The following is a 17,646-nucleotide window of genomic DNA, read 5'->3' as shown; positions in this document are numbered from 1 at the left end:
CGGGTCAGACGACCTCGTCCTCCTCGAACAGCAGCGTGACGCTCGGCAACAGGCCCCGTTCTTCGGCCAGCTGCAGGAGCGCGCCGGCGACCTCGTCGCCCGAGTCGTACGTCGCGAACTCCTTGCTGTCTACGGCCAGGGCGTAGCCGATTTCATCGTCTTTCGATGGGTCGATGTCTTCCCATTTCACGGCCTCCTCGATCGAAAAAGAACCGTCCTCAGGTACGTAGGAGGCGATGAAGGCCTCGCGGTTGGTCTTGGGATCGATCAGGCTGAGGTTGCCCAAAGCACCGTACTCTTCGTCGTAGAAGAGGGATTCCGTGATCAAGCGCAGAACGAATTGCTTCAGGTTGAAAGCCATGGTGTTTACCTGCAAAAGGTAAATGCTGGGATGAGATACGCGGATTGGAAGGGACAAAGGGACTCGATGATCGCCTCCGCCTATCCGAGCGCACATCGTAGAGGCGAGTGACCTCTTACGAGAGGCGAAGGTTCCCGCCGGCGGGGGTAGAATTACCGTGAATGGAGCGCCTCGGCGAGGGGCTCCGGAAGCTCCGTACCCAGGAAATCGGTCAACGCGTCGATCGCCGCGGCTTCGCTGTGCACTTCGATCGTCGCTCCGAGCAGGTTGAAGAGATGGGCCTCAACGGCGGAAGCGACGGCCGTCTCGTCGACCGCTGCCCCGGTTTCCCACGCCAGCGACGTCACGTCCCGGTTGACGATGCCGCACGGCACGATGTGGGAGAAGAAGGACAGGTCGGTGTTCATGTTGAGCGCGAAGCCGTGCATGGTCACCCAGCGACTGCACCGGATGCCCATCGCGCAGATCTTGCGTTCGCCGGCCCGCGCATCCGCCGGCAGCCAAACGCCCGTCCGGCCCGGCACCCGGTCGCAAACGACCCCGAAGTCGGCGCACGTCCGGATGATGGCTTCCTCCAGATTGCGCAGATACAGATGGATGTCGGGCGAAAACCGGTCGAGATCCAGAATGGGATAGCCGACGAATTGGCCGGGGCCATGAAAGGTGATATCGCCGCCGCGATCGATGTGGTAAAACGTCGCGCCGCGCTCCTCCAGCTCCGTCTCGCTCGCCAGCAGATGATCGCGGTTGCCGCTTTTGCCCAGCGTGAACACGGGGGGATGCTCCACTTCCAGCATCACATGCGGGATGCGCCGCGCCGGCTCGGCGCGCTTCGCCGCCACCAGAACCGCCTGGAGCCGCTTCTGCAGATCCCAGGCCGGCGCGTAAGGCACGCGCCCGAGCCGGCAAACGATGACGTGTTCGGGCATTGGGTACGGTTCGAAGTTCAAGGGGCAAGGTTCAATGCGGCATTCGAAGAGCCGGCAGGTCGTACCGCCGTCGGCCGAGGCCTTAAACCTCGCGCCTCGATCCTTGAACCCCGATCAGTTCTGAATACTCACCCGGATGTTAAACGTGCCCTGGGTGGTGGTGGACGACGGGATGCGGCTGTCGACGCTGTCGAATTTCTCGAACCGGAGGCGGAAGTCGCCGGATACGCGGTTGCTGAACTGGTACGAAATGGTCGGGGCGACGGTGAGCCGCGTGGAGCCGGTGATCGGCACCTTGAAGTCACCCTCCAGCGCCTGCTGCAGCGGGAAGTCCTGTCCGGTGTCGTAGGCTTCGATGGCGCTCACGAGCGCTTCGCGCAGGGCGAGGCGCTGGTCGTCGATGACGGCGCGGGCGAGCGTCAGGCTGAGGCTCATCCGGTTGTCCAGTTTCTTCTTGATGAAGGGCAGCTTGAGGCCGCGCTTCTGGTAGCTGGCGGTGAGCGTGATCTCGTTGGTCTTGCTTTCGTTGACGAGATAGCTCGTGGTGCTCAGCGAATAGGTGTTGCTGGCGTTCCAGGCGATGTTCGCCTGCATCTGGTTCTTGAACGCCAGGTCGAGCCCGACCAGCGGCTGGTACCGTTCGTTGATGCGGACGGCGCCGGCTTCGACTTCCGGGATCGGAAAGCGAATCTGCCGGCCGGCGATGACGAACGATGACGAGTCGCTGCCGGCGGCGAACACGTTGGAGCGATAGTCGGTGCTGTAATCCGCGCTGTAGCTGTGGCGCAGCGTGGCGCTCTGGGCGATAAACTGGAAGATCGGCCAGTTGGACAGCCCCGTGTAGTTGATCCGCCAGCCGGGCATGGGAAAGGGAAGCAGGTTGAGCCGGTCGATGGTGCCGCTCCCCCGGAGGTACGCGCCCAGGAAGTCCGACACCATCGTCTCGTTGGTCAGCAGCACGCGGCCGTCGTTGTTGGCGTCGCCGACGATCGCGGGGTTTGCGGCCCGGTCGGCGTCGTCGATGAACGTGTTGAGTTGGCTCGCGAAAAAGTCGAGGTAGTTGGCGCCGAACGACCAGACGGACGCCTTGTTGTTGCCGCGCTCGGTCAGCGTCTCCTCGATCTGGTCGATGCTCAGCGGGCGGAACGTGGCGTTTTCGTTCGTTCCCCAGTCGACGCTCCAGGTCAGGTTAATCGTCATCGCCGAGCTCGGGTTGAGGGTCGTCTGCCCCTGAAGCCGGTTGGTGTTGGACAGCACGTCCGTCACCTGCAGGTTGCTCTCGACGATGCGGCTCGTGAGCGGGATGCGATTGTCCAGGCCGAACCGATAACGCATCGAGGGGCCGTTGCCACGGAGCAGGGCGTCGAAGAGGCTGTAGTTGACCCCGACGCCGGTGATTTCGCCCTGCGAGTTACGCTCCGGAACGCCCACATTGCTCGAACTGGCGTTGTTCGACGACGTGTAGGTAAAGCTCAGGTCGCGGATTCCGGTTATCGCCAGGACAGTCCGCCGCAGCAGCGGGAGCGGGCTCGGCACGCGCACATGAATCCGGCGCACCTTTTCCTCGGCCTCTTCGGCGAGGCCGGTGGTATCCGCCGGCGCGGCCGCCGGCTGCGCCGCGGGCTGTCCCGGACGCTGGAGCGGCACGTCTTCATCCAGGTCTTCCGGAGGATTGACGAGGCTGGTATCGGCCGGGACGGGGACGATGCTGGTGTCCGCCGGCGCGACCTCTTCCTCGAAGGGTATGCCCTGCTCCTCGGCGAGCTTGCGGCGCGCCTCCTCTTCCTCCTTGCGCTTCTTCTCCTCCTCGCGCTGCTTCTTGATCTCCTCCCGCTTTTTCTTGCGATCCTCCTTCCGCTTTGCCCGGGCCTGATCGCGGTCGCGGCGTTTCTGCTGCGCCGCGGTTTCGGCCTTGCGCTGCTGGTCCTCGAGCGTCTTGTACCCGGGGATCTTGCGCCAGAGCTCGACGGGCCGCAGCGTGAGGCCCCCCCGGATGCTGACCTGGTTGCGGACGCTGGCGCCCGTCAGCCGGCCGGCGGCGGCGTTTTGCCATCCGTAGGTGACCTGGTACGTGAGCGGCTGCACGTTCACCCAGCTGAAGGCCTTCGATTTGCTGAAATTCGGCTGGAAAGTGGCGTTGAACCGCTGGTTATGCTGCTCCGGCCGCAGGCCGTCATCCTTCTGGATCAGACCCGACAGGGCGCTCCGCGCGGAGACGATGCTGAGTTCGGGGATTTCGAACGCCGTCACCCCGATGTCACCTTCCGAGATCCCGTAATCGGGGTTGGCGATCGCGTCGTCGATGCGGAGGTTCTGGTAGAGCGTGTCCCGGTTGAGGTCGACCACCGTGTAGAGGGTGTCCACGCCGAGCACGTTCAGGCTCTGGTTCGTGTCGGTGTCGAAACTCAGGTTGAGGAAGCTGAACGGGTTGTACTGGAGGCTGAAGTTCTGCCGGTACGAGAACTGGTGCTGTTCGCGGATCGGGAAGCGGGATATCTCCTCGAGGGCCGAGAGGCCGAAATCCGACCGCTGCTGCGTCACCGAGAAGTTTCGGGTGGCCGACGCCGACGTGTTGATGGAGTTCGGGAGGTAGTTGAACCGGAGGTCGCCCAGCAGGCCGACGACCGGGATCGGGTCGAGGAACCAGAAGGGCCGGACGGTCTTGGGCTGGCGCACCGTGAGGCGGTAGCCGAGGTTGCTGGTCCATCGCCAGGAATCGCGGGTCTTCTGCGACGGGCTGCGTGAGTCGGTATCCGAGTACGAATAGTTGAACGAGATGCCGTCGACGAGCACGCGCATGACCGGGTTGCGCGAATTCTGTTTCTGGATGCGGGAGGAGAAGGAGCGGGTGTACGAGAACTGCTGCGCCGCTTCCCGCGTGTCGCGAATGCGGATCGTTTTTTCCTCGGGCGTCAGGTCCTCGCGGCCGTCGATCTGGTCGATGATTTCGCTCAGTCGCACGTCGCCGCGGCTCGGGGCGAAGCGCGGCGTGGAGGTGTTGGACTGGATCTGGGCGGATACCGGGATCGAGAGCCCCAGCCGTTCCGGCATCAGTTTGTCCAGGTTGAAGTCCGCCGCGACGCTCCAGTTGTCCACATCGTCCTGGTCGCGTTCCCCGAGCGTGCTTTCGAGGGAGCCGAAGCCGTCGGTCTGCCGGCGGAAGTTCGCCTTGAAACGCCCCACATCCGCCAGCTTCATGTCGACGTTGGCGAGCGCCGCCCAGCCGTTCGTTTCGTCGTAACCGGTCGCGCGAAGCTCGTTGACCCAGACGGTCACGTCGCCCAGTTCATCCCCGATCTCGCCGGCCGGCGCCTCCGGGTTGCGGATGCCGATCACGACGGTGTTGACCTTGCCGAGCGACGGCGTGCCACGGATGCCCAGGCGGGTGCCCGGCGGCGCGAAGTTCTGGATTCCGGGCACTTGCTCGATGCCGTTCTGGACGTCCCAGAACACGCTGTCCGTGGGAAATGGCACGCCCTCTGGGCTCAGGTATTCGTCGCGCGCCACCTTGAGCTGGTTCAGCGCGCCGAGCAGGATGTTGACCGAGTTGAGATCCAGGAATTCGTCGCCGAAGAGCTGGTTGGATTGCCACAGGTCGTCCGGGTTGCCGGATGTCAGCTCGCTCGGCGTCAGCGGCTGCTCGTATTCGTAATAGTCGTTGGTCTCGTTGGCGCCGAGGCGGACGAACAGCCGCACCTTGTCGCGGGCCTGATCCTTGGGCAGCGACGTGAGGTCGATGCCGCTGGCCAGTTCGCCGTGCATGTGCGCGAACATGCGCAGGTTCGAGTATTTGAGCAGGTCCAGCGGGGTGGAGTAGGTCTTGAAGATCGCGCGCTGCGCGCCGGGCAGCAGGTTTTCGGCCCGCAGCACGAGCGACTGCTCGCGCGAGAGCTGCGTGTTGCCGGTGGCGAGCCGCGTCTGGCTGATGACGGTGCCGATCGGCGTCTTGTAGATGTCGGCGTCTTCTTCGTTGTTGATGCTGGAAATCGTGAGGCGCGTGTTGTCGTTGGGCGGCGTGATCCCCTCAAATTCGGGTTCTTCATCCACTTTCGCCGATTTACGCCACTGGCTGCCGACGAGGTCGAACGTGGCGAGGCGGATCGTGACGGGCACTTCGTGCCCCGTCGTCCACATGCGGATCGATTCGATGAGGGTGAAGTCCTGGATGTTGCCCACCTTGCGAGTCGGCGCCTGCACCGGGATGCGGATCTGGTACCAGCCGGTCGAGTTGCCGTTCGCGTCGGTGATGGCGCCCACGACGAAGTCGTTCAGCTCGGTAGGCTGGCCGAGGCGGTCGAGTTCCGAGCGGCTGAGGGGGACTTCGTACTGGAAATAGTCGTTCGAGACGTCGACCGTCGAGTTGAGGTTGAGGTCCTCCGAGTCCGGCACGCGGGCGTTGCCTCGCTTCGAGGTGGTGTTGTTGGCGAGTTTATTCTGCGCCTCGAAGGCGTTGAGCTCGCCGGCGGGGAAATAGCGCGTAAACCGCTGCTGGATCGTCGGCGTCTCGGGGTAAAAGGCGCGGTTGCCGTAGAAGAGGTCGTTGTCGAAATAGTGGTAGTCGTCGCCCGAGGGGTCGGCCTCGATCTTCGCGATCATGGCCTGATAGCGCGGATCGGGGTTGCTGCGGTCGAGCGCGCTCAGGTAATTGGCGAAGACGGTCTGCTCGGTGGCGAGCGGGTCGTAGGCGGACGGGTCGTACGAGGCGAGGCCGTCGAGCCCCAGGTCTTCCGTGCGGTTGTTCTGCACGTTGATGATGTTGTCCGGCGTCACCGACGGGAGCCGGCCCCAGGCATCCGGCGCGGAGCCGAGCGTGGCGGTGGACAGGCCGTCCTCGTTGTTGAGGTTGCCGTTCGGCAGGACATCCTCCGAAATCGACCCCAGGTCGACGAACAGCTTGGCGTCCGGGCCGGCGTCGCTCTGCCCGTCCGGGAAGACGCGGACGATGAACTCGACGAACTCGATGTTCTTGAGGTTGAAGTCGTTGAAGCCTTCCGGCAGGCGCTGGGTCATGCCGCCCCAGGCGTCCTTCGGGTTCTGGAAGTAGCCGTTGAGGTCGCGGTTGAAGTTGTACGGGCCGCGCTCGCGGGGGTCGAAGTAGAGGTCGAGGGTCGACTGCGTGCGGTCGACTTCGCCGCGGGTGTCGCGTTCGGGGAAGACGTCGTTGATCTGGACGATCCCGACGGCCGGGTCCGTGGGCTCGTTGCTCGAGATGTCGCCGAGCTGGTTGCGGGTGTTGATGTTGAGCTGATACCAGGCCAGGGTGCCGCGCCAGTTGGTGCGCAGGGAGTCCTGCTGGCTGCGGGGCAGGCCGGCGATGGGTTCGGCGCCGGGGCGCAGCGAGTCCGGCGGGGCGCTGAGGCGCCAGGGGCCGGCCTGTTTGAGCGAGAAGGTGGTCTCGAAGCCCTCGAAGTCGTCCACGTAGGAGATGCCGGAGAGCTCGTCCGACTTGAAGTCGCGGCCTTCCTGCCGCAGCTGGCTCCGGCTGCGGCGGAACGCGCTGGTCTGGGCGCTGCCGGGGCGGAGCTGGGCGAATTCGCCGGTGACGTTGATCTGGCTGGCGTCGCGTGTCTGGATCAGCGGGAGCCAGTCGATGGCGCGGGTGAGCCAGCGGGGTTCGAGGCGCAGGTTGCCGTCGAGCCCCCAGATCGTGTTCGAGATGGGCTCCTCGCCGAGGCGGAACTTGTCGACCGGCGACTTCTGGCTCAGCCGCATGATCGTGGTGCCGATGTTCAGCTTGTCCTGGTACTCGTAGTAGGCGCGGGCGCCGAGGAGCGTCTTTTTCTGGATGTTGAAGAACGAGTTCTGCTCGTACTCGATGTTGATGTTTCGGCCGGCGGTGAGGAAGGCGGGGTTCGTGATGCTGACGGTGCCGCCCTGGTAGTCGACGACATAGTCGGTGCCTTCGGCGAGCGGCGTGCCGCCGGCGGTGACGCGGACGGAGCCCTCGACGAGGCCCGAATACGCCCTGAGGTCATAAAACTCCTGAACGCCGCCCTTGTACGAGCCGTTGATCGCGTACACATCCAGCTGGGTATCGCGCCGGGCGTTTTCTTTCTTCTGCCGGTAGAGGCTCGAAAAGACGAATTTGCTCTCGGCTTCCTGCTGGGCTTCCGGGTCGGTGACGGTGGCCTCGATCTCGTCGGCGATGCGTTTGCCGAACGGTTCGAGGTAGGGGAAGATGAGGAGCCCCGTGCCCGGGTCGATGGTGTAGTTGACCAGGTAGTCGAACTTGTCGTCCGGCTGCTGCGATTCGTCGGTGTTCAGGCGGTCGAGACCGAGGATCTGGAGCAGGGTTTTGGTGCGGCCGACGCCGGGCAGCGTTTTGGCGGAGGGCTGGCCCGGGGCGTCGTAGAAGACCTGGAGTTCGAACTCGTTGGGATTGATGCCGCGCCCCTGGAGCTTGTAGATGTTGCGCATCTCCAGGTACCACGCGGAGGGGTCGAACCCTTCGGTGGGGTTGGGCTGCCTGAGGTTGGTCGGGCGCAGCAGCTTGAGGACGAGGTTTTCGTCGCTATCCGGTTTGTCGACCGCGAATTCGCCGACCTGGAAGACCTGCCCGCCGGCCTGGTAGCGGAATGCCACCGCGAGGGCCTCGCTTTCCTGCAGGCGCGATGTCAGCGAGATGTAGCCGAGGGCGTCGTCGAACGTGTAGTCGCGCCCCAGCTCGAGCTTCTTGAAGAAGTCGCCGGTCTGGTAGTCCGACGCGTCGAGGTCGAGCGACTGGATCAGTTCCGGCGTGAGCGTGGTCTCGTCGTAGGCGTCGACCTGCCGGTTCGGGAGGACGGTGCCGGTGTAGGAGCCGGCTTCGACGCGCGTCGCGGGGTCGTCGCCGAGGTCGACCACGGCGATCACCTTGCGCAACTCCAGGTTTTCCGGGCTGGCCGGCTGGAGCTTCCAGAGTTCGACGTCGGTGATGCGCTCGAAGCCGTTGGCCACCGTGATCAGCGGGGGATTCGAGAGGGCGGTCTCCCAGCGGTTGCGGAAGTAATAGGACAGGAAGAAGTGCGTCTTCTCGTCGTAGTCCGTGGGGCGCAGGTCGAACTCGACGGTCTCGGAGCCGCCGTCGATGCTGAGGCTGTTGGACTGGCCCTCCTGCTGGCTGACGACGGTCTGGAACTGGATGCCGCCGAGCTGGAATTCGCTCTTGATGCCGAAGAGGCTCTGGCCGCCGCGGATCAGCGAGGAGGGCGTCTGCAGAAAGACGTTGCCGGCCTCGATGTTTTTGATGATGTCGTCGTCGTAGCCCTGGTACTGGAGCTTGAGCTGGTTCTGGTAGTCGAAGTCGCGCTCGGTGTCCCAGTTGACGTCGATCCGCATCTTGTCGCCGATGGAGCCGACGATGCCGAGGCGGAGGTCCTGCCGGAACTCGGGATCCACCTGCGTCTCCCGCCCGGTGATGGCCGTCTGCTGGTCGCTCTTCCGGATGTTGAAGCCGGCGTTGATGTTGGCCTGCCCGTTGACGCGCAGGTCGATGTCCGTCGTGCCGAAGATCGTCGAGAACGCGCTTTCGCGGCCGCCGGGCACGTTGAAGTTGAAGCCGAAGCCGCCCCGACCCTGGTTCTGGCGCCGGCGCGTGGCGTTCTGCTCGGCCAGCCGGCGGAAGGTGGTGGTGATGCTCGATTCGAGCCGGCGCTCGCGGTATTCCTCGAACGACAGCTCGACCGGAATACGGACATCCTCTTTGCCGACATACTCACGCACCCGGTAGCGCATCTCCGTGGAGTCGAGTTCGATCTCGTGGCGCCACGTCGTGCCCAGCTTCGGCGTCAGCGGCCGGTGCTGGCGCGGGAAGAGCGAGGCGTAGCGGTTGGGGTCGGAGAAATGCGGGATGTACTGTTTCGCCAGGCGGGTCGTGTCGACGGCGACGCTGTCGGTGTCGGCCCGGGCGATGGCGAGGCGGGACGAGTCCACGGCGACGCTGTCGGTGTCGGCCGGGGCGAACGGACGGGTCATGCGCAGCGCGTACAGGGTGTCGCTGTCGGTAGCGGCGGCGCTGACGAAAACGGCCATCAGGCCCGTGGCGCAGCCGAGGAGAACGGCGAGCACCTTCAACGGATGCCGGGGTCCACGCTGCCGGGGCCCTGCGCATGAGGATCCCATCCCATGGGATCCGGCACGTTGGGACGAGACGGTAAGGGCGCTCCTGGATCGCACGGTGATCACGTACCTCTTTTGTACTTACATATCTACACACAACCGCCGGCAGGATGAGACTCCTGTGAATGGCCGACAGTTTTTCTACATTGTGGTATCAAGAAGTACGTATAGGCGATCTTCGCTGGATATACAGAGGGGATCGACGCCAGGGAAGCCGTGCATAAACGCCGACGTCAAAGCGGCCGCTGCGTTGCTTCCGTACTCCATTTTTGCGTCAGGGGAAGTATTACAAGGCTCTCCATTTTTTGTTCTGCATCCCTTTTTTCATACCCTCTCTTCTATGAAAACGATTTTTCCGGCTGTGCGTACGCGCCGGCCCATCCGCTTTCTCTCGCTCGTTCCGCTTCTGGCGATGACCTGTTACGCCGGCGCGGGCTGCGCCTCCGGCCGCGGCGCCGCCGCCGATCCGGCGGCCGATCGCGCCGCCATCCTGCGCGTGCTCGACGAACAGGTGACCGCCTGGAATGCCGGCGATATTCCCCGGTTCATGGACGGATACTGGAAGAGCGATTCGCTCCGCTTTGCATCCGGCGGCGCCGTGCAGCAGGGGTGGCAACAGACCCTCGATCGCTACCGCCGCAGCTACCCCGATCGGCAGACCATGGGCACGCTGGCCTTCACCCTGGAGGACGTGCGCGTGTTGTCCCCCGAGTGGGCCACGGTCTTCGGTCGTTTCCATCTCACCCGGGACGCTTCCGTCGGCGATGCACGGGGGCTCTTTACGCTGATGTTCCGAAAATTCCCGGAGGGCTGGCGCATCGTGAGCGACCACACATCGGCCGGCTGACACGGCTTCGTTCCGCCCCTTTGTCCCTCCCAACCGCTTCTCCTGCTCCCGTGGATACCTTCCTCTCCCAACGCGTCGTCGTCGTCACCGGCGCCGGCGGACGCCTCGCCGGCTACATGCTCCATGCGCTGTCGGACGCCGGCGCCACGCTCGCGGCGGTCGAACGGCCGGGTCGTGCCGGCGCCTTGCCCGCGGGCGCCGCGGGCGGCTTTCATCAGGCCGACGTCAGCCGCGAGGCGGGCGTGGTCGACGTATTCGCCGAGATCGTGGCAGCCTATGGGCGGATCGATGCGCTGATCCATACCGTCGGCTCCTGGGATGGCCGGCCGCTTACCGAAACCTCGCTGGCCCAGTGGAACGGGCAGATCGAGGCGAATCTCACGACGGCGTTCCTCTGCATGCGCGAGGCGGTGCGCCATATGCGCGGCGCCGGCGGCCGCATCGTGGGCATCGCGTCGGCGCAGGGGGCGGATCGCGGCGTCGCCGAACAGGCCGCCTACTCGGCGTCGAAGGCCGGCGTGGTGCGGCTGATCGAGGCCATCGCGGCGGAGCACCGGCCCGACGGCATCCACGCGTTTGCCCTCGCCCCCTCGATGATCCTGTACGACGGCGCCGGCGGGGCCGGCGTACGCGCCGAACAGCTGGCCGGGTTGTGCCTCGACCTCCTGCGCCCGGAAGCCGCCGCCATGAGCGGGAGCGTGCTGCGGGCGTACGGGGACGCGTAGGACGGAAATCGTCGATGGGCCGAGCGGGCGCGGCCATGCCGCGACGGCGCCGCGCCACGGAAGTCGGCGGTGCGTCAGGCGAGGGTCGCGACGTTGACGTGGCCTTCGAGCCAGCGGGTGGTGATCTTGAGACCCCGGTCCGCGAGGGCTTTCAGGAACGCATGCGCCGGCACGGCGAGTTCGGCCGGCGCGGCGCCGCCGCCGGCCATCTGGCGGCTGGCGAGCAGGCAGGCGATGGTCGCCGTGGGGATGCTCGTGCAGCGCTGGATGGCGGACAGGCCGGTTTCCTCGTCGTAAAAATCCACCATCTCATACACGAGGGTCTGGTCGCGGCCGTCCTTGTGACCGCAGATCATCACCCGCATCAGCACGGCATCCTGGTAGTCGCCGCCGAGGCGGCTGCGGAGCCGGCGGACGAGCACGTCCCGAAACGTGAGGTGCGTGCGGGCATCGATCTTCTGCCGCTGCGCGAAACCCAGCCCGATGATGAACCGCATCTGGTTGGCATGGCCGGGCCAGCGGATCGTCTTGTGATCCAGGGTCTGGATCTGCCCCGAGAAGTCGTCGACCAGCGACGCATACCCGCCCGTGGTGCTGAAGGCCTCCATCGTCTGGAACGGTTCGGGGAAATGGATCTCCTCGTCGTTGCTCAGCGGCGCGATGGTTTTGACCTCGCCGTTCTCGATGATCTGAACCGGGATGGTGTAGTCGTCGAGGATTTTTTCGGCGGACCACGAGAGCCGGAAGTTGAACGGCGGCTCGGGGTGGAGGGGGACGTCGCCCACGCGGATATGCACGGCCTTGACCGTGTCGAAATACGCGATGCCGGTACGGCTGAGGATATTGACGAGGCCGGGCGAGAGCCCGCAGTTGGGGACCACCCACACCGATTTGCTCTGGGCCTCGGCGTTGAGGGCGAGGGCGGCGCGCAGGGTGTCGTCGTCGCCGCCGAGGTCGCAGAAATGGACGCCGAGGTCGAGGCAGAGGCGCGAGATCTGCGGGTTGAGACGGGCCGGCACGCAGCCGATGGCGACGTCGCACCCCATCAGGACCGAGGAGAGAATGCGGGGATCGCGCGCGTCGCTCTGGTAGGAGCGCAGCTTCGGGCTGTCGATGCGGGCGTGCAGTTCCTGGAGAAGGCGTGCGTGGGAATCGCAGATCTTGATCTGAGCCACATCGTCACGCGTGCTCAGGTCGGAAGCGATGGCCGAGCCGATCGCGCCGGCGCCGATGACGGCAATCTTCATGGGTGCTTGTCGGCAAACGTAGGTGGTAGCGGTCGCCCCGGCATCCGGCACGGTAGGGAGGGATGCCCGAGGGAACCGTTCCCACCGACATCTTCGGGCGCTGTTCCCGCCCGTAGAGGCCGCCCCCTATTGTTCACCTTGCTTTAACGCGCCGGCCCACCGGGCATGCCTTGATCGCCTACCCGGCGCGCCGTATGTTCCTTGACGACAACCGATGGACCCTGCCAGCACGTCTTGTGGCAGAAACCAGCTTTCCGCATCCGGCCCGTCAATAGTGGCGTCGGCGTCTTGGCGTGAAGTAGTACCGTCCGCCGATCCCGAGTTGCAGCGTGAGCCGGGTATAGGGCGCCAGGTCAAAAACGGGCACGACTTCGATGAACACGTCGAACGGTTCGTCGAAGAGATAGGTGGCGCCGAAAGGCCCGCGGACCCCGATGACGGCGCGTTCGCCGGCGGAAAGGCGGCCCCCGATGCCGTAATAGGCGTAGGATCGATTGGTCTCCAGCCCCTCGAAACGCGTGGTGTGCCAGACGTAGTCGGCGATGAGCTGGATGCTGCCGTCGTTTTCCAGCGACCAGGCGGCCGCCATGTCGATGGCCCGGGTGTCGCGAACCCAGTATTTGGCGCTGATGCCGGTGGGCGCGCCGAGGATGATGCCGACGCCGAACGGGTTGTCCTGGGCCCACGCCGGCAGCGGCTGCAGGCCGAAAACGCCCAGCACCGCGAGGAAAGCGCCCAGCGTGAGCCGGTTCAGGGCGATCCGGAGGTTCGTCATGCGCCGCGATTCGGCGTCACGTGCGTCAAAAAGCATGTCGGAATAATGCATATTTCGTGGTCACGATTCTGTCAGCCTAACCGGAACGTAACGATGTTGAACAAAGAGGCATTTCGCGATAGCCGGCGTCATGCTCTGGCGCATCGTGGCGCACCGGCATGTTACCCCCCGCATGTAGGAACGCACTGGCTCTACGACGGCTCCTTGCACCTGTGACGGTAATGCTAGAGACCAACGAAAAGCCCTCGTTCTCGCGGTACACCATTTCTTCGACACTGGGTACCGGCGGCATGGGTACGGTCTACAGGGCCCATCATGAGATTCTTGACCGCCCCGTCGCACTGAAAGTACCGAAGGAAGAGTTTACGAGGGATCAGATTTTTGTAGAACGCTTCATGCGGGAGGCCAAGGCGCTTGGAACGCTGAAGCATCCGCATGTCGTCTCCGTGTACGATGCCGGCATCGAGCATGGGGTGCCGTTTATTGCCATGGAGTGCGTCGAGGGCAAGACGCTCGCGGAGATCATTCGGGATGGGGGCGTCCTGCCTATCGAGGACATCGTGCGCTGGGGATGGCAGATGGCGGATGCGCTGGCCTATGTGAACAAGCGCGGCGTGCTGCACCGCGACCTCAAGAGCGCTAATGTCATCATCAACCGCGCCGGCGCGGCCGTGATCACGGATTTCGGCATCGCCCGATTGGAAGAATCCTCCACGCAAATCACCCGGGGGATGATCGGCACGCCGGCGTATATGAGTCCGGAACAGGCGCGCGGCCAGCCGATCGACGCGCGGAGCGACCTCTACAGCCTCGGCATCATCCTCTACGAATGCCTCACGGGCGAGCTCCCCTTTGCGGATGAAAACGCGCTGGCCCTGATCCAGAAAGTGATCAACGAAGCGCCGCCATCGCTCATGCGCCGGCGTCCCGACACGCCGTCGTGGCTGAGGGCGGTCGTCTACCGCTGCCTCGAAAAAAAGCCGGCGCGCCGGTACAAGAGCGGGCAGGAGATGGCCGAGGCGCTACGCCCGTTTGTCTCCGCGGAACCGTCCCGCCTCCGCGAGGAGACGGCGATGACGGTGTGGAGCCAGCCGGCCGATACGCTCGTCTCGCCCCCGCATCGCGAAGCGGCGCGGCATTTCACGCTCGCCGTGGCCAATCTGGCCCGCGCCATCCAGCTCAGCGGCGGAAAGGTGCGCACGTCGCTGCACGATGGCATGACGCGGACGTGGCACACGTTTCAGCAGCGGACGGAAATGCTACCCGAACCGCTGCCCGCTCCGGAGCACGTCACGGTCGTGGACGAGCCGGTCGCCAGCCGGTTCGCTTTCGGCTATCGCTCTATCGCCGTCGTCCTCCTCCTCTGTCTCTCGTTCACCGCGCTCTGGGGCGCCGTCATCGCCCCGGGGATGAAGGCCGCCGACGAGGTCGACACCTGGGGCGTCTATGTGTCGCCGGTGCGTCCCGAGGCCGCGTATACCCCGTTGCCGCCGCAGGAGTTATCTGCGGGTCCGGGCTTCGTCGACGACACGCCGGCCGAACCCGAGCCGGCAACGACGCCCGCTCCGGCCGTCGCCGGCAAGCCGGACACGAAAAATGTCTCGTCCTCCGCCGCGCGTCGGCGCGAACTCATCGAGCAGAGCCGGCCCGTGCAGATCAATCCCCTGGAGCCGGAGCCGGTCAATCCCGGCGTCGCGGCGGTCGAAGCGCCGGCGGCCCCCACGCGGTTTGCCGTGCTGCCTTCGTCGATCTGGACGCTCAAGGAGCAGGCGACGCCCCGCGCTTTCGAACGTCAGCTCCGTTCGCTGCTGAAGAACAAGCAGGTGGCCGTGCTCGATCCGAACGATGTGGAGGCGCCCGATGCGGCCTACGTGTTTCTGGTGGATCAGGCCGGCGGCAGCATCCCGCATATGCTCGCCTGGCGGGATCAGGCATGGACGGACCTGAAAACCGGGGAGGGTTTTGTGCTGACGGAATACGGCTTCCTGCCGCAGTCGGCCGCCGCGGACACCGTGGGGCTGGGGCTGGAGGCGTACTGGGTGGAACACGCCCTCAACGGCGTGACGCAAAACAAGAAACGCGTGGGCTGGTAATCGGGGTTCAATGCTCCCTGAATTCCAGGATGCTCTTCTGATCCGTGCGTTCCTCGATGACCTGTCCGCACTTCCGGCACTGGAACTGGATGCTTTTGGGCAGGGTGCCGCTGATGCCCATGAAGACGCCCATGATGAATCCCCAGGCGGAATAACGCGCTTTGGCGGACACCCAGAAATCGCCCTTGGTGTAGCCGCACCGGCAGCGCGGCTCCGCGGGATTGGGCTGCTCGACGGGAGATAGGGTCGGCTTTTCCATAACGATCGTTCCGGGACGTTCAATGATTGGTGTGCGTTGAACATGAGGCGTGCCGGCTGGTTTCAGAAAGGAGGGCGCCGCATGCCGGCGCCCGCTCAACCCTGTTTACCATGCCGCTCCCATGAGCGCCTGAAACGATAAAGCCATGTCCTACTATTTCTCGAAAACCCTCGCGATGCCCCTGGCAGACGCCGTGGAGCATGTCACCGCCGAGCTGAAGAAAGAAGGTTTCGGCGTGCTGACGGATATCGATATCCAGGCCACCCTCAAGAAAAAACTCGACGTCGACTTCCGGCCCTACCGTATCCTTGGCGCCTGCAACCCGCCGTTCGCGCACCAGGCGCTGCTGGCGGAGCCGCATATCGGGTTGATGCTGCCGTGCAACGTGATCGTGCAGGAAACGACGCCGGGGCAGACGGACGTCTCGGCCGTCGATCCCATCGCGTCGATGCAGGCCATCGCCAATCCCGCGCTGCAAACCGTCGCTGAGGAAGTGCAGCGCCGGCTCAAGACGGTGATCGACCGGCTCTGAGCGGTCAGACCGTCTGCCCCACCGAACCCTGACCGCCCAGCCGGCGCACGACGAGCGTCGACGCGCCGATGAGCACCATCAGGAAGACGCTGTAGGCGGCGGCCGAACCGAATTCGTACAGCCGCAGCTGGGAGAGGATTTCCACCGAGATGGGCCGGTTCGAGTAGACGTAGAGCACGATCGAGGAGACGAACTCGCCGAGCGCGGTGACGAACGTGAGGAGGGTGCCGGCCAGCACGCCGGGGCCGATCGCCGGCAGCACGATGCGGCGGAAGGTGGTGCCGAAACGCGCGCCGAGGTCGGCCGACGCCTCGGTCAGCCGGTCGTCGTAGTTCTCGAGCGACGCGACGGTCGAACGGACCACGAAGGGGATGTGCCGCACGAAATACGCCAGCGGGAGGATCCAGAAGCTGCCCACGAGAATCTGCCCGAAGGACAGCGGCGACGCCTGGTTGAAGGTCACGATCAGGTTGATCGCGATCACGGTGCCGGGAATGGCGAACGGCAGGGCCGCGAGGAGGCGGATCAGCCCGCGCCCGGGCAGCCCGCTCTTGGCGATCACCAGCGCGGCCGCGACGCCGAAGACGACGTTGCCGGCGGTGGCGAGCAACGCCATCCGCAGGCTGTTGAGGATGGGCTGGAGCACGTTGGGGTCGGCCAGGAGGGCGGTGTAGTTCTCGATCGTGTAGCGCTGGGGCAGCAGCTGATAGGTCCAGCTCCCTTCTTCCGCGAACGAAATCAGCGCCACGGTGGCGATGGGCAGCATCAGAAACAGCAGGAGCGCGACGGCCCCCGCCAGCAGCAGGGTGCGCGCCCACCCGCTGCGGACGGGCAAAGCCGCGGCCTGGACGCCCTTGGCGGCGCCGGCGGGGTGCTTGCGGCGGTTGGACCACTCGATCAGCACCAGGAACAGCAGGCAGATGAACGTGAGGACGGTAGATACCGTGGCGGACAGGTTCAGGTCGCCGTTGGTCTTGTAGTTGTAGATCTGGGTGGTGAGGAAGCTCTCGGTGCCGGCGAAGAGGAGCGGCGCGGTGAACGAGGCCATCGAAATCATGAACACGAGCAGCGACGCGCTGACGAGCGAAGGCCGGAGCTGCGGCAGGATGACGCGCCGGAACGTGGTGGACGCCGGCGCGCCGAGGTCCGCCGAAGCCTCCAGCAGGCTGCCGTCGAGGCCGCGCAGGGCGGCGGTGACGAAGAGGTAAAAGTACACGTACATCGTGTAGACGTGGACGAACCAGACGGCCCAGAGTCCCTCGAACGCAAAGGGCACCTCATCCAGCCCGAACAGCATCTGCACGCCGCGCGGCAGGATGCCGCTTTCGCCGTAGAGAAAAAGGAACGCGAGCACGCCCACGAGCGGCGGTAGGGCCAGGGGCAGGGCCGCGATCGCCATCAGCGTGCGCCGCATGGGGAAGTCGTACCGGAAAAACAGATACGCCAGCGCCGTGCCGAGCACGCCGGCGCCCAGAACGCTGTACAGCGAAATCGAGATGGAGTTGATGAGCGCCCGCACGTTGGCGTTCCGCCACGAGGAAAAGACCTCGGCCAGATTGCCGTGCTGGAACGTGGTCGAAAACGTGCGCAGGCTCGGATACAGGACGTAGCCGAGCAGGATGAGCAGGACCGGGATAAACAGCGCCAGGGCGCTACGACGGGTAAACACAGCGGGCGAAGGGCAATCGTGGAGGGCGGCTTCGCCCCGGAAGGGCGATCAAAAAACGACACGCCCCTCGAGGGCGCGCGAGAGCGTGGCTTCGTCGGCATACTCGAGATCT

The 17,646-nt window shown here is 65.0% G+C and carries 11 protein-coding genes; 4 read left to right on the top strand and 7 right to left on the bottom strand.

The features are described from left to right. Positions 1-4 precede the first annotated feature (4 nt). From R2834_20110 to sprA, 3 genes are all read right to left on the bottom strand, one after another. Positions 5-361, bottom strand: coding sequence for a hypothetical protein (locus R2834_20110; protein MEZ4702649.1), 357 nt, complete (start codon positions 359-361; stop codon positions 5-7). A gap of 152 nt (positions 362-513) precedes the next feature. After that, positions 514-1,290, bottom strand: a complete 777-nt coding sequence (gene lipB / locus R2834_20105) for a lipoyl(octanoyl) transferase LipB (GenBank protein MEZ4702648.1) — start codon at positions 1,288-1,290, stop codon at positions 514-516. A gap of 114 nt (positions 1,291-1,404) precedes the next feature. Then, entirely contained in the window at positions 1,405-9,336 is a 7,932-nt protein-coding gene (gene sprA, locus R2834_20100; protein ID MEZ4702647.1) for a cell surface protein SprA, read from the bottom strand. 391 nt (positions 9,337-9,727) lie between these two features. On the opposite strand from sprA, the gene R2834_20095 reads away from it, so the two are divergent. Both R2834_20095 and R2834_20090 read left to right on the top strand, forming a co-directional pair. Then, a complete protein-coding gene (locus tag R2834_20095; protein MEZ4702646.1) occupies positions 9,728-10,234 on the top strand; it encodes a DUF4440 domain-containing protein in 507 nt (168 codons plus the stop codon). Positions 10,235-10,284: 50 nt separating this feature from the next. Next, positions 10,285-10,959, top strand: coding sequence for an SDR family oxidoreductase (locus R2834_20090; GenBank protein MEZ4702645.1), 675 nt, complete (start codon positions 10,285-10,287; stop codon positions 10,957-10,959). Positions 10,960-11,033: 74 nt separating this feature from the next. Here R2834_20090 and R2834_20085 read toward each other — a convergent pair whose 3' ends face one another. Together R2834_20085 and R2834_20080 are read right to left on the bottom strand one after the other, a co-directional pair. Further along, complete coding sequence (locus tag R2834_20085; GenBank protein ID MEZ4702644.1) at positions 11,034-12,206, bottom strand: saccharopine dehydrogenase C-terminal domain-containing protein; 1,173 nt, start codon at positions 12,204-12,206, stop codon at positions 11,034-11,036. A gap of 268 nt (positions 12,207-12,474) precedes the next feature. Then, positions 12,475-12,981 carry a hypothetical protein gene (locus tag R2834_20080; protein MEZ4702643.1) on the bottom strand — a complete coding sequence of 169 codons (507 nt, stop codon included), beginning with the start codon at positions 12,979-12,981 and terminating at the stop codon, positions 12,475-12,477. Between the two features lie 158 nt (positions 12,982-13,139). On the opposite strand from R2834_20080, the gene R2834_20075 reads away from it, so the two are divergent. Next, positions 13,140-15,074 carry a serine/threonine-protein kinase gene (locus R2834_20075; protein MEZ4702642.1) on the top strand — a complete coding sequence of 645 codons (1,935 nt, stop codon included), beginning with the start codon at positions 13,140-13,142 and terminating at the stop codon, positions 15,072-15,074. Between the two features lie 7 nt (positions 15,075-15,081). Here R2834_20075 and R2834_20070 read toward each other — a convergent pair whose 3' ends face one another. Further along, positions 15,082-15,333 (bottom strand): hypothetical protein, encoded by a 252-nt coding sequence (locus R2834_20070; GenBank protein ID MEZ4702641.1) that lies wholly within the window; start codon positions 15,331-15,333, stop codon positions 15,082-15,084. A gap of 145 nt (positions 15,334-15,478) precedes the next feature. On the opposite strand from R2834_20070, the gene R2834_20065 reads away from it, so the two are divergent. Beyond that, on the top strand, positions 15,479-15,865 hold the full coding sequence (locus R2834_20065; protein MEZ4702640.1) for a DUF302 domain-containing protein: 387 nt from the start codon (positions 15,479-15,481) through the stop codon (positions 15,863-15,865). A gap of 4 nt (positions 15,866-15,869) precedes the next feature. Here the strand turns inward: R2834_20065 and R2834_20060 are convergent, their stop codons facing one another. Next, complete coding sequence (locus R2834_20060) at positions 15,870-17,534, bottom strand: iron ABC transporter permease (protein MEZ4702639.1); 1,665 nt, start codon at positions 17,532-17,534, stop codon at positions 15,870-15,872. Positions 17,535-17,646 lie beyond the last annotated feature (112 nt).

This window comes from Rhodothermales bacterium (genome assembly GCA_041391505.1).
GTDB lineage: Bacteria > Bacteroidota > Rhodothermia > Rhodothermales > JAHQVL01 > JAWKNW01.
The sequence above is the reverse complement of the archived record's forward strand: the minus strand, read 5'-3'. Positions and strand labels throughout refer to the sequence as shown.

Excerpts from the sequence above, each read along its gene's own strand:
- R2834_20110 (MEZ4702649.1), bottom strand. The coding sequence starts at position 361 with ATGGCTTTCAACCTGAAGCAATTCGTTCTGCGCTTGATCACGGAATCC.
- R2834_20065 (MEZ4702640.1), top strand. The coding sequence starts at position 15,479 with ATGTCCTACTATTTCTCGAAAACCCTCGCGATGCCCCTGGCAGACGCC.
- R2834_20075 (MEZ4702642.1), top strand. The coding sequence starts at position 13,140 with ATGTTACCCCCCGCATGTAGGAACGCACTGGCTCTACGACGGCTCCTT.
- R2834_20085 (MEZ4702644.1), bottom strand. The coding sequence starts at position 12,206 with ATGAAGATTGCCGTCATCGGCGCCGGCGCGATCGGCTCGGCCATCGCT.
- R2834_20080 (MEZ4702643.1), bottom strand. The coding sequence starts at position 12,981 with ATGACGAACCTCCGGATCGCCCTGAACCGGCTCACGCTGGGCGCTTTC.
- lipB (MEZ4702648.1), bottom strand. The coding sequence starts at position 1,290 with ATGCCCGAACACGTCATCGTTTGCCGGCTCGGGCGCGTGCCTTACGCG.
- R2834_20095 (MEZ4702646.1), top strand. The coding sequence starts at position 9,728 with ATGAAAACGATTTTTCCGGCTGTGCGTACGCGCCGGCCCATCCGCTTT.
- R2834_20070 (MEZ4702641.1), bottom strand. The coding sequence starts at position 15,333 with ATGGAAAAGCCGACCCTATCTCCCGTCGAGCAGCCCAATCCCGCGGAG.